Genomic DNA, 16,516 nt, shown 5'->3' with positions numbered 1-16,516 from the left:
CCCTTGATTCAATGACACTGGGACATGCCCGAGGCCAGTTGCATCACCCGTTCCTGGGTCGCTTCGCTGCGGTCGAGAGTGCCCATCAGGTCGCCCTCGTGCATGACCATGACCCGGTCGCTCATGCCCAGCACTTCCGGCAGTTCCGAGGAAATCATGATCACCGCCATGCCTTCGCTGGCGAGGTAGGAGATAAGCCGGTAGATCTCGGCCTTGGCACCGACATCGATACCCCGGGTCGGCTCGTCAAGAATCAGGATGCGTGGATTGGTCATCAGCCAGCGCGCCAGCAAGGCCTTCTGCTGATTACCGCCGGACAGCGTGTCGATGCATTGCTCCAGGGACGGGGTTTTCACCCGCAGCTTCTTGCACATGTCTTCACATAACGCGCGCAAGGCTTTCTGCTGGATGAAGCCGTTGCCGACGTAATGGGGCAAGACTGCCATTTCCATGTTTTCCAGCACCGACAGACACGGGAACAGGCCGCTGAGCTTGCGATCTTCGGTTAACAGCGCGAAGCCCTTCTCGATCGCCATGTGCGGATCGCTGATGCGCACCACCTCACCGTCGAGGCGGATTTCGCCACCGTCGCTTGGGGTGATACCGAAAATCGCTTCGGCGACGTTGGTCCGCCCCGAGCCCATCAACCCGGCGATGCCCAGGATCTCCCCGGCATGCAGGTCGAAGGAGACATCCTTGAAAATGCCGTCCAGCTTGAGGTCGCGTACCGACAGCAGCAGATCGCCGATCGGCTTCTCGCGCACCGGGAACAACTGGCTCAGCTCGCGACCAACCATCATCGAAATCAGGCTGTCGCCGTCCATGCTGTCGGCCCGCTGCAAGCCGATGTAGGCGCCGTCACGGAACACCGCCACTTCATCGGCGATGCTGAACACTTCGTTCATTTTGTGGGTGATGTAGATGATGCCTTTGCCCTGGCTCTTGAGGTCGGCAATGATCGAGAACAGATGGGCGACTTCCTTATCGGTGATGGCCGAGGTCGGCTCGTCCATGATCAGGACGTCGGAGTCATAGGACACAGCCTTGGCGATCTCGACCATCTGCCGTTCGGCGATGCTCAGGTTGCCCACCTGCTCTTGCGGGTCGAGGTTGATCCGCAGACGTTCCAGCAGTTTGGCGGTGCAACGGTGCATCTCGCGATGGTCGATCATGTGCAGACCGTTGAGCTGTTCGCGACCGATCCAGATGTTCTCGGCGATGCTCATGTGCGGCATCAGGTTGAGTTCCTGGTGGATCATCGCGATCCCGGCCTGGAGCGCAGCCAGTGGTGTTTCAAAGACCACCGGCTTGCCCCGCAGGCGCAACTCGCCGGCGTCCGGCTGGTAGATGCCGGCAATGATTTTCATCAGGGTGGATTTGCCGGCGCCGTTCTCGCCCATCAGCGCCAGCACGGAACCGGGACGTACCCGCAGCTGTACGTCGGACAAGGCCACCACACCGGGAAACCCCTTGCTGACGTTGATGATCTCCAGCAGGTACGGCTCATCGACAGGTGTTGCAGTTGGCTGGACACCCATTAACGGGGTGCTCGAAGCAGTCGCTGAAGCGAACATGATCAGGTACTCCATCAGCAAGGTCGCGTTGCAACCTTGCGTGCTTATTGTTGTTATCGAACGGACAGACTATTTGAAGGTGTCGACGTTTTGCAGCGTGATCAGGCGATATGGCACCCACACGGCCGGCTCGACCGGTTCGTTTTTGGCCATTTTCACCGCCGTGTCGATCGAACCGTCCGCCTGACCCTTGGCGTCCTGGAACACCGAGACCAGCAGAGAGCCCTTCTTCACCGCGTTCAAACCGTCGGGCGTACCGTCGACACCGGCGATCAGCACACTGCCTTTGGCGACGCCAGCCTGTTGCAGGGCCATTGCTGCGCCAATCGCCATCTCGTCGTTGTTGGAGACCACCGCGTCGAATTTGCGGCCCTGGGTCAGCCAGTCGTTGACCAGGGTCATGCCCTTGTCCCGCGACCAGATGCCGGACTGCTCTTGCTCGATCTTGATGTTCGGGTACTTGGTCAGCACCTCTTTTACGCCCTTGGTGCGGTTGGTGGTGGAGTTGTTGGCCAAATCACCGAGCAGAATCACGATGTCGCCCTTGCCACCCATTTTTTCAGCCAGGTACTGCATCTGCATCTGGCCGGCCTCCAGATCGTTGGAGGCGACAGTGACCACACCTTTGGGCAGGTTCAGGTCATCGGGACGACGATTGACGTACACCAGCGGAATACCGGCCTTGACCGCTGCTTCAGTGATTTTTTTGGTGGCGGCGGTATCCACCGGGTTGACCACAATGGCGTCGACCTTCTGACTGATGAAGCTTTCTACCTGGCTCAACTGCCTGACCACGTCGCTGCGGGCGTCTTCGAACTGCAGCTTGACGCCATCGGGATAGGACTTGGCTTTGGTGTCCATGGATTCGCGCAGGTAGGTCAGCCAGGTGTCATCAAACTGCGACATGCTGACGCCGATCTTCATGTCGGCGAGTGCGGCGCCGCTGGCGAACATCAGGGACAAGGCCAGCGAGGCGAAACGGATCTTGGTCTTCATGAAAAGTCTTTCTCCACATTCTTGTTGGTTTTATGGATAAGGCGTGACGATTTCAGTGAGCGGGCAAGCGGACAATCGGTGCACCCGGAATACAGCAGACCAGGGCGCCGTTGCGTTCGACGCAAAGCAAGCGAAAGAAGGAATGAAGCGAGACGCGAGGCAGGTCGCGAGAGAGGTGCAGCGCGGAACGTAAAGCATGCAAAGCAGGGTTGAAGGTTTTCATCGACGGTACCTGGCTTTTGTTTCTTGTTTTTGGTGCGTCCTTCACTCGTTCAAGGCCTGCTTGAGCGTGATCGGACGTTGATAGTCGGCAACCTGGAAATGACTTTATTGGAAAATAATTTCTATATCAACTCATTTTAGAATTTTATTCTGATTTTATTCCATGGCTCTCAAACGGGCTCAGTGCCACCACTTGATGTCGCTCGAAGCTGAGCCGCGCAGCGTCTAGCACGCGGGTGGTCGCCAGTGCATCACGTGCCTCGACCGGCAGTGGGCCACCGCTCTGTAACGCGGTTTGTAGCTGCAAATAGAACTGATTCCAACAGCCACGCTCGGACGGCACCCGCTCACGCACCTCGCCCTGCTCGAACCAGCCCCAGCGCCGGTGCTCTTCGACGCCCCAGCGCTCGCCTTCGGATTTCGGCGAGAGCCCGGCGAGGGTTGACGCCTCCTGCCCGTCCAGACCATCGACGCTGTAACAGCCCTGGGTGCCGGTCACGCGAAAACGCGGGCCGGGGGTGTTTTGCAGGCAACTGCCGCCCAGGTGCGAGATCACTCCGTTGGCATGGGTCAGGGACATAAAGAAGCCGTTGTCGAAGGTCTGGTCTTTTTCGAGGTAATCCAGTTCGGCGTAAACCCGGGTGACGGGGCCGAACAACAAGAGCGCCTGATCCACCAGATGACTGCCTAGATCGCGCAAAAAACCGCCGCCGCTGCCGTTGTTCACCGACTGTGGCGAATAGCGCTCGATCCGCGATTCGAAACGGGTGACCTGACCCAGCGCACCGGACTCGATGAGTTTGCGCACGGTGAGAAAGTCCGAGTCCCAGCGCCGGTTCTGGTAGACGCTCAGTTGCACGCCTTGGCGCTCAGCCATGGTGATCAGGGTTTGCGCTTGTTGCGCATCAGCAGCGAACGGCTTGTCGCTGACCACCGCCACTTCGTGTTCGATGGCGTCGAGCACCAGCGCCGGGCGACCTTTGAGTGGCGTGGAGATCACCAGCACATCGACCCCGGCTTCGACCAGTTGACCGATGCTGTCGAAGGCCGGCACACCGGGATGTTCCGCCGCCAGCAGTTGTCGGCGCTCGGCAGAACGGGTGACCACGCCTACAAAGGTCGCCGCCGGCAAACTGCTGATCAGCGGAGCATGAAAAAACCGGCCGCCATGGCCGTAACCGACAAGTCCGATACGCATGAATCAACTCCTCTTATGATCGTTCCCACGCTCTGCGTGGGAATGCCGCCATGGACGCTCTGCGTCCGCTTTGTGACGCAGAGCGTCACGGGATGCATTCCCACGCGGAGCGTGGGAACGATCGGTTACGGGGTTATTGGCAGAGTTCGCGGGTCACGCGTTCGAGCATCATGCGGTTGGACTCGTCCGGCCGGTCTTCCCAGGCGAATACCGAGACGGTCGCGATGCCATCGAACTTGATCTCGCGCAAAGTGCCGAAGAACGCTTCCCAGTCGACCTCACCCTGGCCGATGTCCAGATGCTGGTGCACGGTGGCGGTGACGCCCGGCGGGTTGACGATGTAGCGCAAGCCCGAGGAAGCCTTGTGGTTGTAGGTGTCGGCGATGATCAAGTGGCTCAGTTTCGAGCCGGCGTACTTGAGCATCGAGGCGATGTCACCGACACCGTCGTCATAGAAAAAAGTGTGCGGCGCGGCGTAGAGGTAGTTGATCCAGTCACGGTCCAGACCGCGAATGATGTCTACCGACTCATTGTTGCGCTCGCAGAAGTCATAAGGATGGGCCTGGATATCGAGCTTGATGCCTTCGCGTTCGAACTCGGGGATCAGCTCGTCCATGGAGCGCATGAACTGGTTTTCGCACACCAGCGGGTTGTCCGACTGGCCGGTGAACTCGGTGTTGACCAGCTCGCAGTCCATCTCCACGGCAATCTGGATCGCGCGCTTCCAGTTACGCACGGCGGCCACACGCAAACCTTCATCGGCGGCAGCCCAGTGGTACATCGGTAATAAGGAAGAGAGTTTGACCCCGGTGTCGCTCAAGGCTTTGCGAAATTCCTTGATCCGCGCCTTATCAACCCGTGGGGCTTTATAGAACGGCAAGAAATCTTCCCGGGGCGACAGTTCGATGTGTTCGTAACCGAGCTCGGCAACCTTGTCGACCATCTTGCCCAGGGACAGGTTGCGGTACATGTAGGGATCAAGTGCGATGCGCATTTTTTTTTGTTCTCCATCACCTTAAGCTGATCGTTCCCACGCTCTGCGTGGGAACGCCGCCATGGACGCTCTGCGTCCGTTTTGTGACGCGGAGCGTCACGGGATGCATTCCCACGCAGAGCGTGGGAACGATCAGTTACAGAGGATCAGTGGTTAGCCGTAGAAACGGGGGCGGTCTGGCAGGCCGACTTTGACGATCTGGCCGCTGTTCTGCGCTTCGATGCAGGCATCCGCCGCCACCGCTGCCGCGAAACCATCCCATGCCGACGGCCCGCCGACCTGCCCGGCCCGCACGCCATCAATGAACGCCTGCAATTCGACGTCATACGCGGCGATGAACCGGTCCTTCCAGTCCATCAAAATTGCATTGGACAGCTTCGCCCCGCTGCGCAATTGAACCTGCGACGGCTCCGGCAGTTTGGCGATGCCGGTCTCCCCCACCACTTCGCACTGGATGTCGTAGCCGTACTGGCAGTTGACGAACACTTCCACATCAATGCGCGTGCCCTTGGCGGTTTCCAGCAGCACGATTTGCGGGTCTTTCAAATGGGCGTGGGCCTTGCTGGTCTTGCGCGGGAACACCACTTGCACCGACACATAATCGTCGTCGAGTAACCAACGCAACACGTCCAGCTCATGGATCAGCGTGTCGGTGATCGCCATGTCGGTCTTGTAGTTTTCACCCACGGTCGGGTTGCGGTGGGCGCAGTGCAGCATCAACGGCTCGCCGATCTGGCCGCTGTCGATCACTGCTTTCAACGCCCGATAACCCTCATCGTACGGGCGCATGAAACCGACCTGCACCAGCCGCTTGCCGTGGGCCACTTCGGCCTCGACGATCTTGCGGCAGCCTTCGGCAGTGACCGCCAGTGGTTTCTCGCAGAACACCGGTTTGCCGGCGGCAATCGCTGCCAGTACAAATTCTTCGTGGCTCGGGCCCCAGGAGGTCACGAGGATCGCTTCGACTTCCGGTGCCTTGATCAGCGCATGACCGTCGGGATAGACCTCGGCCGTCAGCTTCAAATCGGAAACAACCTTGGCCGCTTGCTGCAAATTGATGTCGGTGACCGCCACCACCTGGCTGTTGAGCAAGGTCTGGCTGCAACGACGGATGTGATCCTGGCCGATGGCCCCGGTGCCGATAACGCCGATCCGCAACGAATTGGAAAGCAAAGACATATAAACACTCCTGTGGGTTCGTTCAGGGCAATCAGTATTGACGGGCCTTGGCCAGTCGTTCGTTCAGGGTCTTGGCCACCGCATCGGTGCGGGCGCTGGTGGAGACTTGCGCCACGCCGACCCGCCACCACGACAGGTATTTGTGGATCATCGTCTTGGGCAAAACCTTGATATCGATCAGCGTCGACACCGTCTGCAACCGCGCATCCGCCAACGCAGCGTGCAACTGTTCAACGGTGTTCACTTTGTAAGTCTTGCAGCCGTAAGCCGCCGCGCTCATGGCGAAATCCACCGGCACGAAACCGCCATCAAGCTTGCCGGTTTCCGGATTACGGAACCGGAACTCGGTGCCGAAGCTGTCCATGCCGTGTTCCATTTGCAGGTTGTTGATGCAGCCGAAGGTCATGTTGTCCAGCAGCACCACGTTGATCTTGCGCCGCTCCTGGATCGAGGTCGCCAGCTCCGAGTGCAGCATCATGTAGGAGCCGTCGCCCACCAGTGCGTAGACCTCGCGCTCAGGCTCGGCGAGCTTCACGCCCAGTGCGGCGTTCACCTCGTAACCCATGCACGAATAACCGTACTCGACGTGGTAAGTGTTCACGCCCTTGCTGCGCCAGCTGCGCTGCAAGTCACCGGGCAAACTGCCAGCGGCGGCGACGATCACGGCGTCATCGGCCAGGGTTTCATTGAGCACGCCGAGCACCCGGCTCTGGGTCAGGCAGGAGCCGGTCAGCTCGATGAATTCGCGCAGCACTGCCGGGTCCATGTGGTCGTTGATTTCCGGAACGAAATCTTTGGCCTGGTATTCGACCTGATAAATTCGATCGACTTCCTCATCCAGTTGCGCCTTGACTTGACGGGGTTGATCGCCCCAGCTCGAGTGGTAATCGCCCAGTGCTTCGGCCAGCGCCTGCAGACCGGTTTTGGCGTCTGCCAGCAGTTGCACGCCGTCGAGCTTCAGCGCATCGCAGGGGCTGATATTGAGGTTGAGAAATTGCACGTCCGGGTGCTTGAACAAGGATTTCGACGCGGTGGTGAAATCGCTGTAGCGAGTGCCGACACCGATGATCAAATCAGCATCCTTGGCCAACAGGTTCGCCGCCAGGCAACCGGTTTCGCCAACCCCGCCAACGTTCAGCAGATGGCTGGACACCACCGCGCTCTTGCCGGCCTGGGTTTCGGCGAAGGGAATATCGAAGCGCTCGGCGAACGCCTGCAACGCTGCATTGGCGCCGGAATATTTGACCCCACCGCCGCAGATGATCAGCGGCTTGCGCTTGCCTTTGAACAGGGCCAACGCATCACCGAGCATCGCTTCGGTGGCCGGCCGGCGTTCGATGCGGTGTACGCGTTTTTGCAGGAAGTAATCGGGATAGTCGTACGCCTCGGCCTGCACGTCTTGCGGCAAGGCCAGGGTCACCGCGCCGGTTTCGGCGGGGTCGGTGAGCACGCGCATGGCGTGGATCGCCGCGGTCATCAGTTGCTCGGGGCGGTTGATCCGGTCCCAGTATTTGCTCACGGCCTTGAACGCATCGTTGGTGCTGATGCTCAGGTCGTGGAACTGCTCGATCTGTTGCAACACCGGGTCCGGTTGGCGGCAGGCGTAGACGTCGCCGGGCAACAGCAGCAAGGGAATACGGTTGGCAGTGGCCGTCGCGGCAGCGGTCAGCATGTTCGCCGCCCCCGGCCCTACCGATGAAGAGCAGGCGTAGATCTTGCGCCGCAGGTGTTGCTTGGCAAAACCGATGGCGGCATGGGCCATGCCTTGCTCGTTGCGACCCTGATGGACGATCAGGTCGCCGCTATCCTGTTCCAGGGCTTGCCCCAGACCCAGCACATTGCCGTGGCCGAAAATGGTAAAGATCCCGGCGACGAATTTGCTCTGAACCCCATCGACCTCGATGTACTGGTTATCGAGGAATTTCACCAGGGCCTGGGCCATGGTCAGTCTTGTTGTGGTCATGCTTGCACCTTTTCTGTATGCAAATCCGATCAATGTGGGAGCGGGCTTGCTCGCGAAGGCGGTGTGTCAGGCGACTTCAATGTTGAATGTGCCGCCGTCTTCGCGAGCAAGCCCGCTCCCACAGTTGGTCTCCATCAGTTCGATAACGGTGTCAGCTCAGGGATTTCTGCAGGTGATCCATGCTGGCGCCAATCGCCGTCTGGATATCCGCCAGGCCATGGACGCTGTCGGCGAACGGTTCGAACGACAGGTAGCCGCTGTAGCCGCTACTGAGCAAGGTGTCGATCTGCGCCGCGTTGCCGAGGATGTCGCCCTCGCCCACCAGCACCCGGTGGCCGTCGCGGATGGTCGCCAGTGGCGCCTCGGCATCTTCGACGCCGGAGATGTGCACCAGCCCGGTCAGCTCGGGGAAGAATTCATGTTCGCTGGCCAAGTGATGGTGAAAGGTGTCATGCACCAGACGGAACACATCCAGCCCACCGATGGCCTTGATCGCGTCGACCGCCGTGCGTTTGCGCCGCAGCGAGCACTCTTCGAAACCCAGCGGCTCGATGAAACCGAGGATGCCGTGATCACGCAGGATCGGCGCCAGTTCGCTCAACGCCGTGCGCAGCCCGGAAGCACGCTGCGCCTCGGTTCGTGGATCGGCACGGTCGTTCAATGGGCACATCACCAAACCCTGCGCGCCACAATCACGGGCATAAGCGGCGAGCTTCAGAGCGTGTGCGCGGCGCTCGTCATTCCAGACATCGAACGGATACAGCGCGTTGATCGACAACACGGTGATGCCTTTGGCCGCGCACAGCTCACGCACGTGTTCGGGCGCGGTGCCGTCCTCGATCTCGACACCCTTGAGGTCGTTGCGGATCTCGATGGCGTCAGCCTTGAGGGTCACCGCCAACTCGATGAACGCGGGCAGGGACAAACGTGGGGCGACCATACGATTCAGGGCGAAACGCAGGGGTTTGCTCATTTTTTGTTGTTCTCCGCACAAGTGAATTATTTGGCTGTCGGCATGCTGAATTCAGGGCCCTTGGCAATACTGTCGGGCCAGCGCTGCATCACGCTTTTGTAACGGCTGTAGAAGCGAATGCCTTCTTCACCGTAAGCGTGGTGATCACCGAACAACGAGCGCTTCCAGCCGCCAAACGAATGCCAGGCCATGGGCACCGGAATCGGCACGTTGATGCCGACCATGCCGACCTTGATGTTGCGGGCAAACGAGCGAGCAATGCCGCCATCGCTGGTGAAGCAGGACACGCCGTTGCCGAATTCATGGGCGTTGATCAGCGCCACGGCGCTGGCGAAATCCGGTACGCGCACGATGCCCAGCACCGGGCCGAAGATCTCTTGCTGATAGATGCTCATCTCGGTCGTGACGTTGTCGAACAGCGTCGCGCCGACGAAGAAACCATTCTCGGCCCCCGGCACCTTGAAGTTGCGCCCGTCGACAATCAGCTGCGCGCCCTGGGCCACGCCCTCGCCAATAAAGCCCTCGACCTTGGTCTTGTGCTCGGCAGTCACCAACGGCCCCATGTCGCTGTCGCCCTGCATGCCGTTGCCGACCTTCAGTTGATCGATGCGCGGCAGCAGTTTGGCAATCAACTGGTCGCCGACTTCACCGACGGCCACGGCAATCGAAATCGCCATGCAGCGCTCACCGGCCGAGCCGTAAGCGGCGCCGATCAATGCATCTGCCGCTTGGTCCAGATCGGCGTCGGGCATGACAATCATATGATTCTTCGCCCCGCCCAGCGCCTGCACGCGTTTGCCCCGCGAGGTCGCTTGCTGGTGGATGTACTCGGCAATCGGCGTCGAACCGACAAAGGAAATCGCCTCGATGTCCGGGTGTTGCAGCAAGGCGTCGACCGCGGCCTTGTCGCCCTGGACCACGTTGAACACACCGTCCGGCAACCCGGCTTCGGTGAGCAAACGGGCCATCAGCAAACTGGCCGACGGGTCGCGCTCGGAGGGTTTGAGGATGAAGCAGTTACCGGTGACCAGCGCCAGCGGGATCATCCACAACGGCACCATCACCGGGAAGTTGAAGGGAGTAACGCCGGCACACACGCCCAGCGGCTGGCGCAAGTTCCAGTTGTCGATGCCGCCGCCGATGTTGTCGCTGAAATCGGTTTTCAGCAGGTTCGGTGCGCCACAGGCGTACTCGACGATTTCGATGCCGCGCGTCACTTCGCCCTTGGCGTCGGAGAACACCTTGCCGTGTTCGCGGCTGATGATTTGCGCCAGTTCATTGTGATGGCGGTCGAGCAGTTCCTTGAACTTGAACATCACCCGCGAACGGCGCAGGGACGATTGCTCGGACCACGCCGGGAACGCCTTCAGGGCTGAGGCGACGGCATCGTCCACGGTCTTCTGGCTAGCCAGCCCGACCCGCGCCTGTACCGCGCCGGTGGCCGGGTTGAAGACATTGCTGAAACGCTCGTTGCCGCTGTCTTGCACCTGACCGTCGATGTAATGGCCTATTACCGGGGCGTCACTCATTGTTCTTGTTCTCCCTTTGAATGTTGAAATTCAGGCTTTTTAGTTCAGAGCTCAAGCAGCCAACTGTGCTGCGGATCGTTATGGAACTGCCAGACGCGTTTCGGCCCGGCCATCACGTTCAGGTAATACGACTCGTAGCCGTAGGGCACGCTGACCGGGTGATAGCCCTTGGGCACGACGACCAGGTCGCTGTTTTCCACGGCCATGGCCTGGTCGATGCTGCGATCGTCGGTGTAGACCCGCTGGAATACGAAGCCCTGGGGCGGGTTGATCTGGTGGTAATAGGTTTCTTCGAGAAAGCTCTGGTGCGGTAGATCGTCGGTGTCGTGCTTGTGCGGCGGGTAGCTCGAGGAGTGCCCGGACGGCGTACGCACTTCCACCACCAGCAGCGAATGGGCCGGTTCGGTGTCCGGCAGGACGTCGCAGACGTAGCGGGTGTTGGCGCCCTTGCCGCGCACGCTGCGTTTCATGCTGTCGGGTTTGATCAGCCGTGGGCTGTGATTTTCGGCGGTCGAACCGGGCGCGGCGCAGACGGCGATCTGCACGTCGCTGAGCGCGACCACTTGCGCCTGACTGCCCGGTGGCAAGTACGCGGCGAATGGCGATTTGTCTTCGAAGACCGATTGGCGATCGCCGATGTTGTCCCAGTCAAACGCGCCCTGCCCCGGAGCTTCACCTTTGATGCTGACCCGACCGCTGAGCAGCACCAGACACAGTTCCTTGTCACCGGCGCTGACCGGCAGGGTTTCGCCGAGGCTCAGGCGGTACGCGGCGAAGCCGACGTATTCCAGTTCACCCTGCCCCAACTCGACCATGGTCCGCCCGCGTGCATTACTCTTGACCAACAGGCTCATCACTTAATCCTCTCGTCGAGCAGCGCACGCAGCGTGTCGTAGCCTTTTTTGGCATAGACGTAACTCGGTGCCACCGCCGGATCCTGCTCGGCCTCGACCACCAGCCAGCCGTGGTAATCGGCGCCCAGCAGGACGTCGAGCAAGGCGCCAAAATCGATATCGCCATCGCCGGGCACGGTGAACGTGCCATTGATGATGCAGTCCGGGAAGCTCCACAGGTTGTTGCGCGCCAGTTGCACCACCGGTTTGCGCACGTCCTTGAAATGCACGTGGCAGATGCGTTCGATGTGTTTGCGCAGCACCTGCAAGGGCTCACCGCCGCCCATGTAGCAGTGGCCCGAATCGAACAGCAGGCCGACTTCGCTGCCGGTCAATGCCATTAGTTTGTCGATGTCGGCCGGGGATTCGACGTAGGCGCCCATGTGGTGGTGATACGCCAGGCGCACGCCCTGGGACAGGGTGAAGCGTGCCAGTTCGGTGAGTTTGTCGGCGTATTCCTGCCAGGCCTGCTCGGTGTGAAAACGCGGGCGCTCGACCAGTGGAATGCGCTGGCCTTGGATGGAGTCGGCGACTTCGCCATAGACCAGCACCTTGGCGCCATTCTTCGCCAGTAGCTCGACATGGCTGGCGATGGCGTCGATTTCCTCGGCCACGGAGCGGCGGGCCAGACGGCTGGAATACCAGCCGGACACCAGCGCCAGATCGTAGGGCCGCAGCACGTCGCCGACGCCTTTGGCGTCCTTGGGGAATTTACCGTTGAGTTCGAAGCCTTCGTAGCCGATGTCCTTGCCTTCGCTGAGGGCGGTGCTCAACGGCGTCTCACCACCCAGGGATGGCAAGTCGTCGTTGCTCCAGGAGATCGGGTTGATGCCAATTCGGATAGCGGGCATGGCTGCACCTTTTATTGTTTTTACTAAAATGTTCAACCGATCACATGTGGCGAGGGAGCTTGCTCCCGCTCGGCTGCGAAGCAGTCGCAAACCTGTGAATGCGGTTTACCTGATGGACCGGGCTGGTTGATTTGGGACTGCTTCGCAGTCCAGCGGGAGCAAGCTCCCTCGCCACAAAAGCCCCATCAATCAGCTAATTTGTTCAGGCCCGGGCCGTGCGCCAGGCCTCGATCAATTCGACGAACGTGCCCTGCACCTGGCGGATCAGCGTTTCGTCGTCGATTTCACCGGCCATCCACGCGCGGCTCGGCTCCTGGAAAATCGTCCGGCCTACGGCGAAACCACGACAGGTCTGGCTCTGGCTGGCCTGCTGAAACCCTTCGGCCAACGCTGCCGCCGGTGCATTCAAGCCCAGCAGCACCACGCCACGGCAATACGGATCGCGTTCCTGAATCAGCTCGTCGAGTTGTTTCCATTCCTCGGCGCTTTGCGCTTCGATCTTCCACCACGCCGGGTAGATACCCAGGTTGTAGAGGCGTTTCAGCGCGCGATACAACACGTCCGGATGCTGTGATGGGTGATCCTTGGGCGGAATAATCTCCAGCAGCAGTTCATGACCGCTGACCTGCGAGGCCTGATACAAACCCTTGATCTGCGCTTCCTGCTCCAGACGCAGCAGTGGCTCGTCGTCGGGGTGGAATTGCACCAGGCATTTGATGATCTGCTCTTGTGGCCAAGCGATCAGGTTGCTGCCGATCGAGCGACCGTGCTCAAACGCCAATGGCCGCGAGCCCTGCACCTCCACCGGCCGTGCCACCCACCAGCCGCGACCGGTGGCAGCATTCAGCGAGTCCTGACCGAAACGTTGATCGGCCAGCAAGCCGACGTCGGCGTCGACGCCCTGCTCACGCAAATCCGCTTCGACCCGTTCCACGGCTTTGATAAAGAGTTGTTTGAGTTCGCCAATGCTGCTCAGGTCGCGTCCGCCCTTGTGGGCCAGCTCCACCAATTGCCCGCGATGATCGAAAGCGAAGATGAACAGTTGCTTCCACTGTTTGCGCGGCACGCTGACCTGATGCAGGCGCTGCAACACGGCGTCCTGATCCGGCCGGGTGATTGGCACCGGGCTGTTGAATAGATAGTCGAGTTCGGCACGGGTCGGCATCGCCGGGGCGCAGGCGTGGCGCGACACCACCAGACCACCGCAGGCATTGGCCAACTGGCAGCAGCGCTCGTCGCTGGCGTCCTCCAGCCAGCCGCTGAGGAAACCCGACATGAAGGCATCGCCGGCCCCCAGCACATTCAGCACTTCGACGCGCACGCCGGGATAGATCGCGCCGTCTTCGAGACGCGCCGGAATCACTCCGTGAATCACCGTGCAGCCTTGCGGGCCGAGCTTGACCACCAACGTCGCCGCGCTCAGGCGCCGGACGTTTTGCAATGCAGTGAGCAAATCCTCGGAGCCCCCGGCAATCAGGAATTCTTCTTCAGTGCCGACGATCAGGTCGAAGCGCGGGAGGATTTTCTGCACGTGCTGGCTGACATTCTGGTCGGCGACGAACCGGGTTTCGCCGTCCGCCTTGCCAGCCAGGCCCCAGAGCACCGGGCGATAGTCGATGTCCAGCACCCGTTTGACGTTGTGCTTCTCGGCATAGTCCAGCGCCTGAATGCTCGCCTTGTAGACGCCGTCGGTGGAGAAATGGGTGCCGGTAATCAGCAGGGCTTTGCTGGAAGCAATGAAGGCTTCGTTGATGTCTTCGGCGCGCAACGCCATGTCGGCGCAGTTTTCGCGGTAGAACACCAGCGGAAAGGTTTCGCGGTCCTTGAGGCCCAGCAGGACCATGGCGGTCAGGCGTTCCGGATCGACCTTGATGCCGTTGACGTCGCAGCCTTCGCGGGCCAGCGATTCAACGAGGAAGCGACCCATGTGGTCGTCCCCTACCCGGCTCAGCATCGCCGACTTCAGACCTAGCCGAGCGGTGCCGAAGGCGATGTTGGCGGACGAACCGCCGAGGTATTTGGCGAAGCTGCTCACATCCTCCAGCCGCGCTCCGACTTGCTGCGCATAGAGGTCGACGCCTAGGCGCCCCAGGCAAATCAGATCCAATTGACGCCCACTGGCAAAACGAGTCTGGCCCATGCTGGCTCCTGTTATTTTTATCAGCCTGCGTTCGGGGCGATGAAGGCGCCGAACACTCTTGGTGGATGCAGACTAAAACGACCGGGACCGAACAATCAATAATTATTCTAAATATTTTTTACGTGGAATATTTTTTCCAATAAACTTCTACACAAGCGTTCCAGACACAGTGCATCGTTTCAGCAGACCCCAAGGCGGGCGCAAGCTCAAGATTTTATTCCGGCCTACCCTGTAGACTGCGCACAGCCAACCTATTGTCAGGGGATGACGCGCCCCGTCGTCTCTATAAGCACAAGCCAGAAGGATTCCTTATGTCCCGCACCGATCAGCCGGCTACGACCGAGAGCACGCCCGACAGCGATCTCGCCAGCCCTCCGATCAATGCCGAGCGTTTGTTGCAGCTGATCACCGATGAATACGAAAGCCTGCCTCGCCAGCTCAAACGCATCGCCAGCTACATGAGCCAGCAGAGCGACCGGATCATGGTCGACCGCATCAGCGACATCGCCCGCGAATGCGAAGTGCACCCGTCGGCCATCGTGCGGTTTTCCCAGCGTTTCGGGTTCAGCGGTTTCAGTGAAATGCAGGCGCTGTTTCGCGAGGCCTACACCCACAAGACCACGCCGGTGCAGAATTACCAGCAGCGTATTCGCAGCATGATCGCCAACAAGTCGCAGAAGGCCAGCGGCGGCGACCTGGCGCGCGAATGCATCAACGCCACCCTGTCGGGCATCGAACGGCTGGGGCTGGAACTCGATGACCAGGCCTTCGACAAGGCCGTGGACCTGGTGGTGAATGCCGACAACATCTACGTGGTCGGGGTGCGCCGCTCGTTCGCGGTGGCCGACTACCTGGTCTACAACCTGCAACACACCAACAAGCGCATCCACTTGGTGTCGGGTCTGGGCGGCAGTTACCGCGAGCAGATGCGCAGCGTGCGCGCCAATGACCTGGTGATCGCCATCAGCTTTACGCCCTACGGCAAGGAAACCCAGCACTGCCTGCGTATTGCCCAGCACCATCAGGCGAAAACCCTGATCATCACCGACAGCAACCTTTCACCTTTGGCCAAGCGCGCCAACACGGTGCTGTTGGTCAACGAAGGCAGTTCGTTTGCCTTCCGTTCGTTGAGCGCGACCTTGTGCCTGTGCCAGGCGCTGTTTATCGCCGTGGCTTATCGACTGGAATTGAAGGTCGATGAGATTCATGAGCAGGTGGGGTTTGAGGATTAGCCTTTGAGGATTAGCCTCCGAGGATAAGCGCGAGGCCGTTTGCAGGTTGCTGAACCTCAGCTAAGGTTGTCCACCCCAAGGACCGTCGAGGAGAGGCTTAATGAAACTGATCGGCATGCTGGATTCGCCCTACGTGCGGCGCGTCGCCATTTCCGCCAAATGCCTGGGCATACCGCTGGAGCACGAGTCGGTTTCGGTGTTCAGAAACTTCGCGCAGTTCCAGCAAATCAACCCGGTGGTGAAAGCGCCGACCCTGGTGCTGGATGACGGCGAGGTGTTGATGGATTCGACGCTGATCATCGACTACCTGGAAGCTCTGGCCGCGCCGGGTAAAAGCCTGATACCCAACGATCCGGAGCAACGCTTGCGCTCGCTACGGCTGATCGGCCTGGCGTTGGCAGCATGTGAGAAGTCGGTGCAGCTTTATTACGAACGTAACCTGCGGCCAGCGGAAATTCAGTACGCGCCTTGGGTGGAACGAGTCGAAGGGCAATTGGCCGCGGCGTATTCGGCGCTGGAGCGGGAGCTGGAAAAACAGCCACTGAAGACCGACGGTTCGATTGCGCAGGACGGGATTAGCCTGGCGGTGGCCTGGAGTTTTACCAACCTGGTGGTGCCGGATCAGGTGGAAGCCGCGCGGTTTGCGCGGATCAGCGCGTTCACGGCTTATGCCGAGGGGCTTGAGGTGTTTGTCGGTACGCCGATTAACTGAGCCACAACGATCGTTCCCATGCTCTGCGTGGGAATGCATCCAATGACGCTCTGCGTCATA

Annotated in this window: 14 protein-coding genes; 2 read left to right on the top strand and 12 right to left on the bottom strand. The window is 60.2% G+C overall.

What is annotated here, in order from left to right; translation table 11 throughout:
• Positions 1-8 precede the first annotated feature (8 nt).
• From ACQKPC_RS02940 to ACQKPC_RS02885, 12 genes are all read right to left on the bottom strand, one after another.
• A complete protein-coding gene (locus tag ACQKPC_RS02940; protein WP_427623054.1) occupies positions 9-1,574 on the bottom strand; it encodes a sugar ABC transporter ATP-binding protein in 1,566 nt (521 codons plus the stop codon).
• 69 nt (positions 1,575-1,643) lie between these two features.
• Entirely contained in the window at positions 1,644-2,570 is a 927-nt protein-coding gene (locus ACQKPC_RS02935; protein WP_007907891.1) for a sugar ABC transporter substrate-binding protein, read from the bottom strand.
• A 52-nt stretch (positions 2,571-2,622) separates the two neighbouring features.
• Positions 2,623-2,793, bottom strand: a complete 171-nt coding sequence (locus ACQKPC_RS02930; RefSeq protein ID WP_427623053.1) for a hypothetical protein — start codon at positions 2,791-2,793, stop codon at positions 2,623-2,625.
• A gap of 144 nt (positions 2,794-2,937) precedes the next feature.
• Entirely contained in the window at positions 2,938-3,990 is a 1,053-nt protein-coding gene (locus tag ACQKPC_RS02925) for a Gfo/Idh/MocA family protein (RefSeq protein ID WP_427623052.1), read from the bottom strand.
• Positions 3,991-4,123: 133 nt separating this feature from the next.
• Positions 4,124-4,984 (bottom strand): sugar phosphate isomerase/epimerase family protein, encoded by an 861-nt coding sequence (locus ACQKPC_RS02920; protein ID WP_007939382.1) that lies wholly within the window; start codon positions 4,982-4,984, stop codon positions 4,124-4,126.
• Positions 4,985-5,137: 153 nt separating this feature from the next.
• Positions 5,138-6,163: a Gfo/Idh/MocA family protein gene (locus tag ACQKPC_RS02915; RefSeq protein WP_427623051.1), complete on the bottom strand. Its 1,026-nt coding sequence runs from the start codon at positions 6,161-6,163 to the stop codon at positions 5,138-5,140.
• A gap of 31 nt (positions 6,164-6,194) precedes the next feature.
• Positions 6,195-8,126 carry a 3D-(3,5/4)-trihydroxycyclohexane-1,2-dione acylhydrolase (decyclizing) gene (iolD, locus tag ACQKPC_RS02910; protein WP_427623050.1) on the bottom strand — a complete coding sequence of 644 codons (1,932 nt, stop codon included), beginning with the start codon at positions 8,124-8,126 and terminating at the stop codon, positions 6,195-6,197.
• Between the two features lie 151 nt (positions 8,127-8,277).
• The gene (locus ACQKPC_RS02905) at positions 8,278-9,099 is read right to left on the bottom strand and encodes a TIM barrel protein (protein WP_427623049.1); all 822 of its coding nucleotides are present in this window, start codon (positions 9,097-9,099) and stop codon (positions 8,278-8,280) included.
• 26 nt (positions 9,100-9,125) lie between these two features.
• Entirely contained in the window at positions 9,126-10,628 is a 1,503-nt protein-coding gene (locus ACQKPC_RS02900) for a CoA-acylating methylmalonate-semialdehyde dehydrogenase (protein ID WP_427623048.1), read from the bottom strand.
• A 44-nt stretch (positions 10,629-10,672) separates the two neighbouring features.
• On the bottom strand, positions 10,673-11,482 hold the full coding sequence (iolB, locus tag ACQKPC_RS02895; protein ID WP_427623047.1) for a 5-deoxy-glucuronate isomerase: 810 nt from the start codon (positions 11,480-11,482) through the stop codon (positions 10,673-10,675).
• A complete protein-coding gene (gene iolE, locus ACQKPC_RS02890; RefSeq protein WP_427623046.1) occupies positions 11,482-12,372 on the bottom strand; it encodes a myo-inosose-2 dehydratase in 891 nt (296 codons plus the stop codon). The genes iolB and iolE overlap by 1 nt, the downstream gene beginning before the upstream one ends.
• Before the next feature lie 202 nt (positions 12,373-12,574).
• Positions 12,575-14,512, bottom strand: coding sequence for a bifunctional 5-dehydro-2-deoxygluconokinase/5-dehydro-2-deoxyphosphogluconate aldolase (locus ACQKPC_RS02885; RefSeq protein ID WP_427623045.1), 1,938 nt, complete (start codon positions 14,510-14,512; stop codon positions 12,575-12,577).
• 311 nt (positions 14,513-14,823) lie between these two features.
• On the opposite strand from ACQKPC_RS02885, the gene ACQKPC_RS02880 reads away from it, so the two are divergent.
• On the top strand, positions 14,824-15,744 hold the full coding sequence (locus ACQKPC_RS02880) for a MurR/RpiR family transcriptional regulator (RefSeq protein ID WP_007907898.1): 921 nt from the start codon (positions 14,824-14,826) through the stop codon (positions 15,742-15,744).
• 100 nt (positions 15,745-15,844) lie between these two features.
• Positions 15,845-16,456 (top strand): glutathione S-transferase, encoded by a 612-nt coding sequence (locus ACQKPC_RS02875; protein ID WP_427623044.1) that lies wholly within the window; start codon positions 15,845-15,847, stop codon positions 16,454-16,456.
• Positions 16,457-16,516 lie beyond the last annotated feature (60 nt).

This window comes from Pseudomonas sp. NPDC089918 (assembly GCF_050280605.1).
Lineage (GTDB): Bacteria > Pseudomonadota > Gammaproteobacteria > Pseudomonadales > Pseudomonadaceae > Aquipseudomonas.
Note: the sequence above shows the minus strand (reverse complement) of the source record. Positions and strands in the feature narration are given on the sequence as shown.

Coding starts and splice junctions, on each gene's coding strand:
- ACQKPC_RS02940 (WP_427623054.1), bottom strand. CDS start 1,574: ATGTTCGCTTCAGCGACTGCTTCGAGCACCCCGTTAATGGGTGTCCAG.
- ACQKPC_RS02935 (WP_007907891.1), bottom strand. CDS start 2,570: ATGAAGACCAAGATCCGTTTCGCCTCGCTGGCCTTGTCCCTGATGTTC.
- ACQKPC_RS02930 (WP_427623053.1), bottom strand. CDS start 2,793: ATGAAAACCTTCAACCCTGCTTTGCATGCTTTACGTTCCGCGCTGCAC.
- ACQKPC_RS02925 (WP_427623052.1), bottom strand. CDS start 3,990: ATGCGTATCGGACTTGTCGGTTACGGCCATGGCGGCCGGTTTTTTCAT.
- ACQKPC_RS02920 (WP_007939382.1), bottom strand. CDS start 4,984: ATGCGCATCGCACTTGATCCCTACATGTACCGCAACCTGTCCCTGGGC.
- ACQKPC_RS02915 (WP_427623051.1), bottom strand. CDS start 6,163: ATGTCTTTGCTTTCCAATTCGTTGCGGATCGGCGTTATCGGCACCGGG.
- iolD (WP_427623050.1), bottom strand. CDS start 8,126: ATGACCACAACAAGACTGACCATGGCCCAGGCCCTGGTGAAATTCCTC.
- ACQKPC_RS02905 (WP_427623049.1), bottom strand. CDS start 9,099: ATGAGCAAACCCCTGCGTTTCGCCCTGAATCGTATGGTCGCCCCACGT.
- ACQKPC_RS02900 (WP_427623048.1), bottom strand. CDS start 10,628: ATGAGTGACGCCCCGGTAATAGGCCATTACATCGACGGTCAGGTGCAA.
- iolB (WP_427623047.1), bottom strand. CDS start 11,482: ATGAGCCTGTTGGTCAAGAGTAATGCACGCGGGCGGACCATGGTCGAG.
- iolE (WP_427623046.1), bottom strand. CDS start 12,372: ATGCCCGCTATCCGAATTGGCATCAACCCGATCTCCTGGAGCAACGAC.
- ACQKPC_RS02885 (WP_427623045.1), bottom strand. CDS start 14,512: ATGGGCCAGACTCGTTTTGCCAGTGGGCGTCAATTGGATCTGATTTGC.
- ACQKPC_RS02880 (WP_007907898.1), top strand. CDS start 14,824: ATGTCCCGCACCGATCAGCCGGCTACGACCGAGAGCACGCCCGACAGC.
- ACQKPC_RS02875 (WP_427623044.1), top strand. CDS start 15,845: ATGAAACTGATCGGCATGCTGGATTCGCCCTACGTGCGGCGCGTCGCC.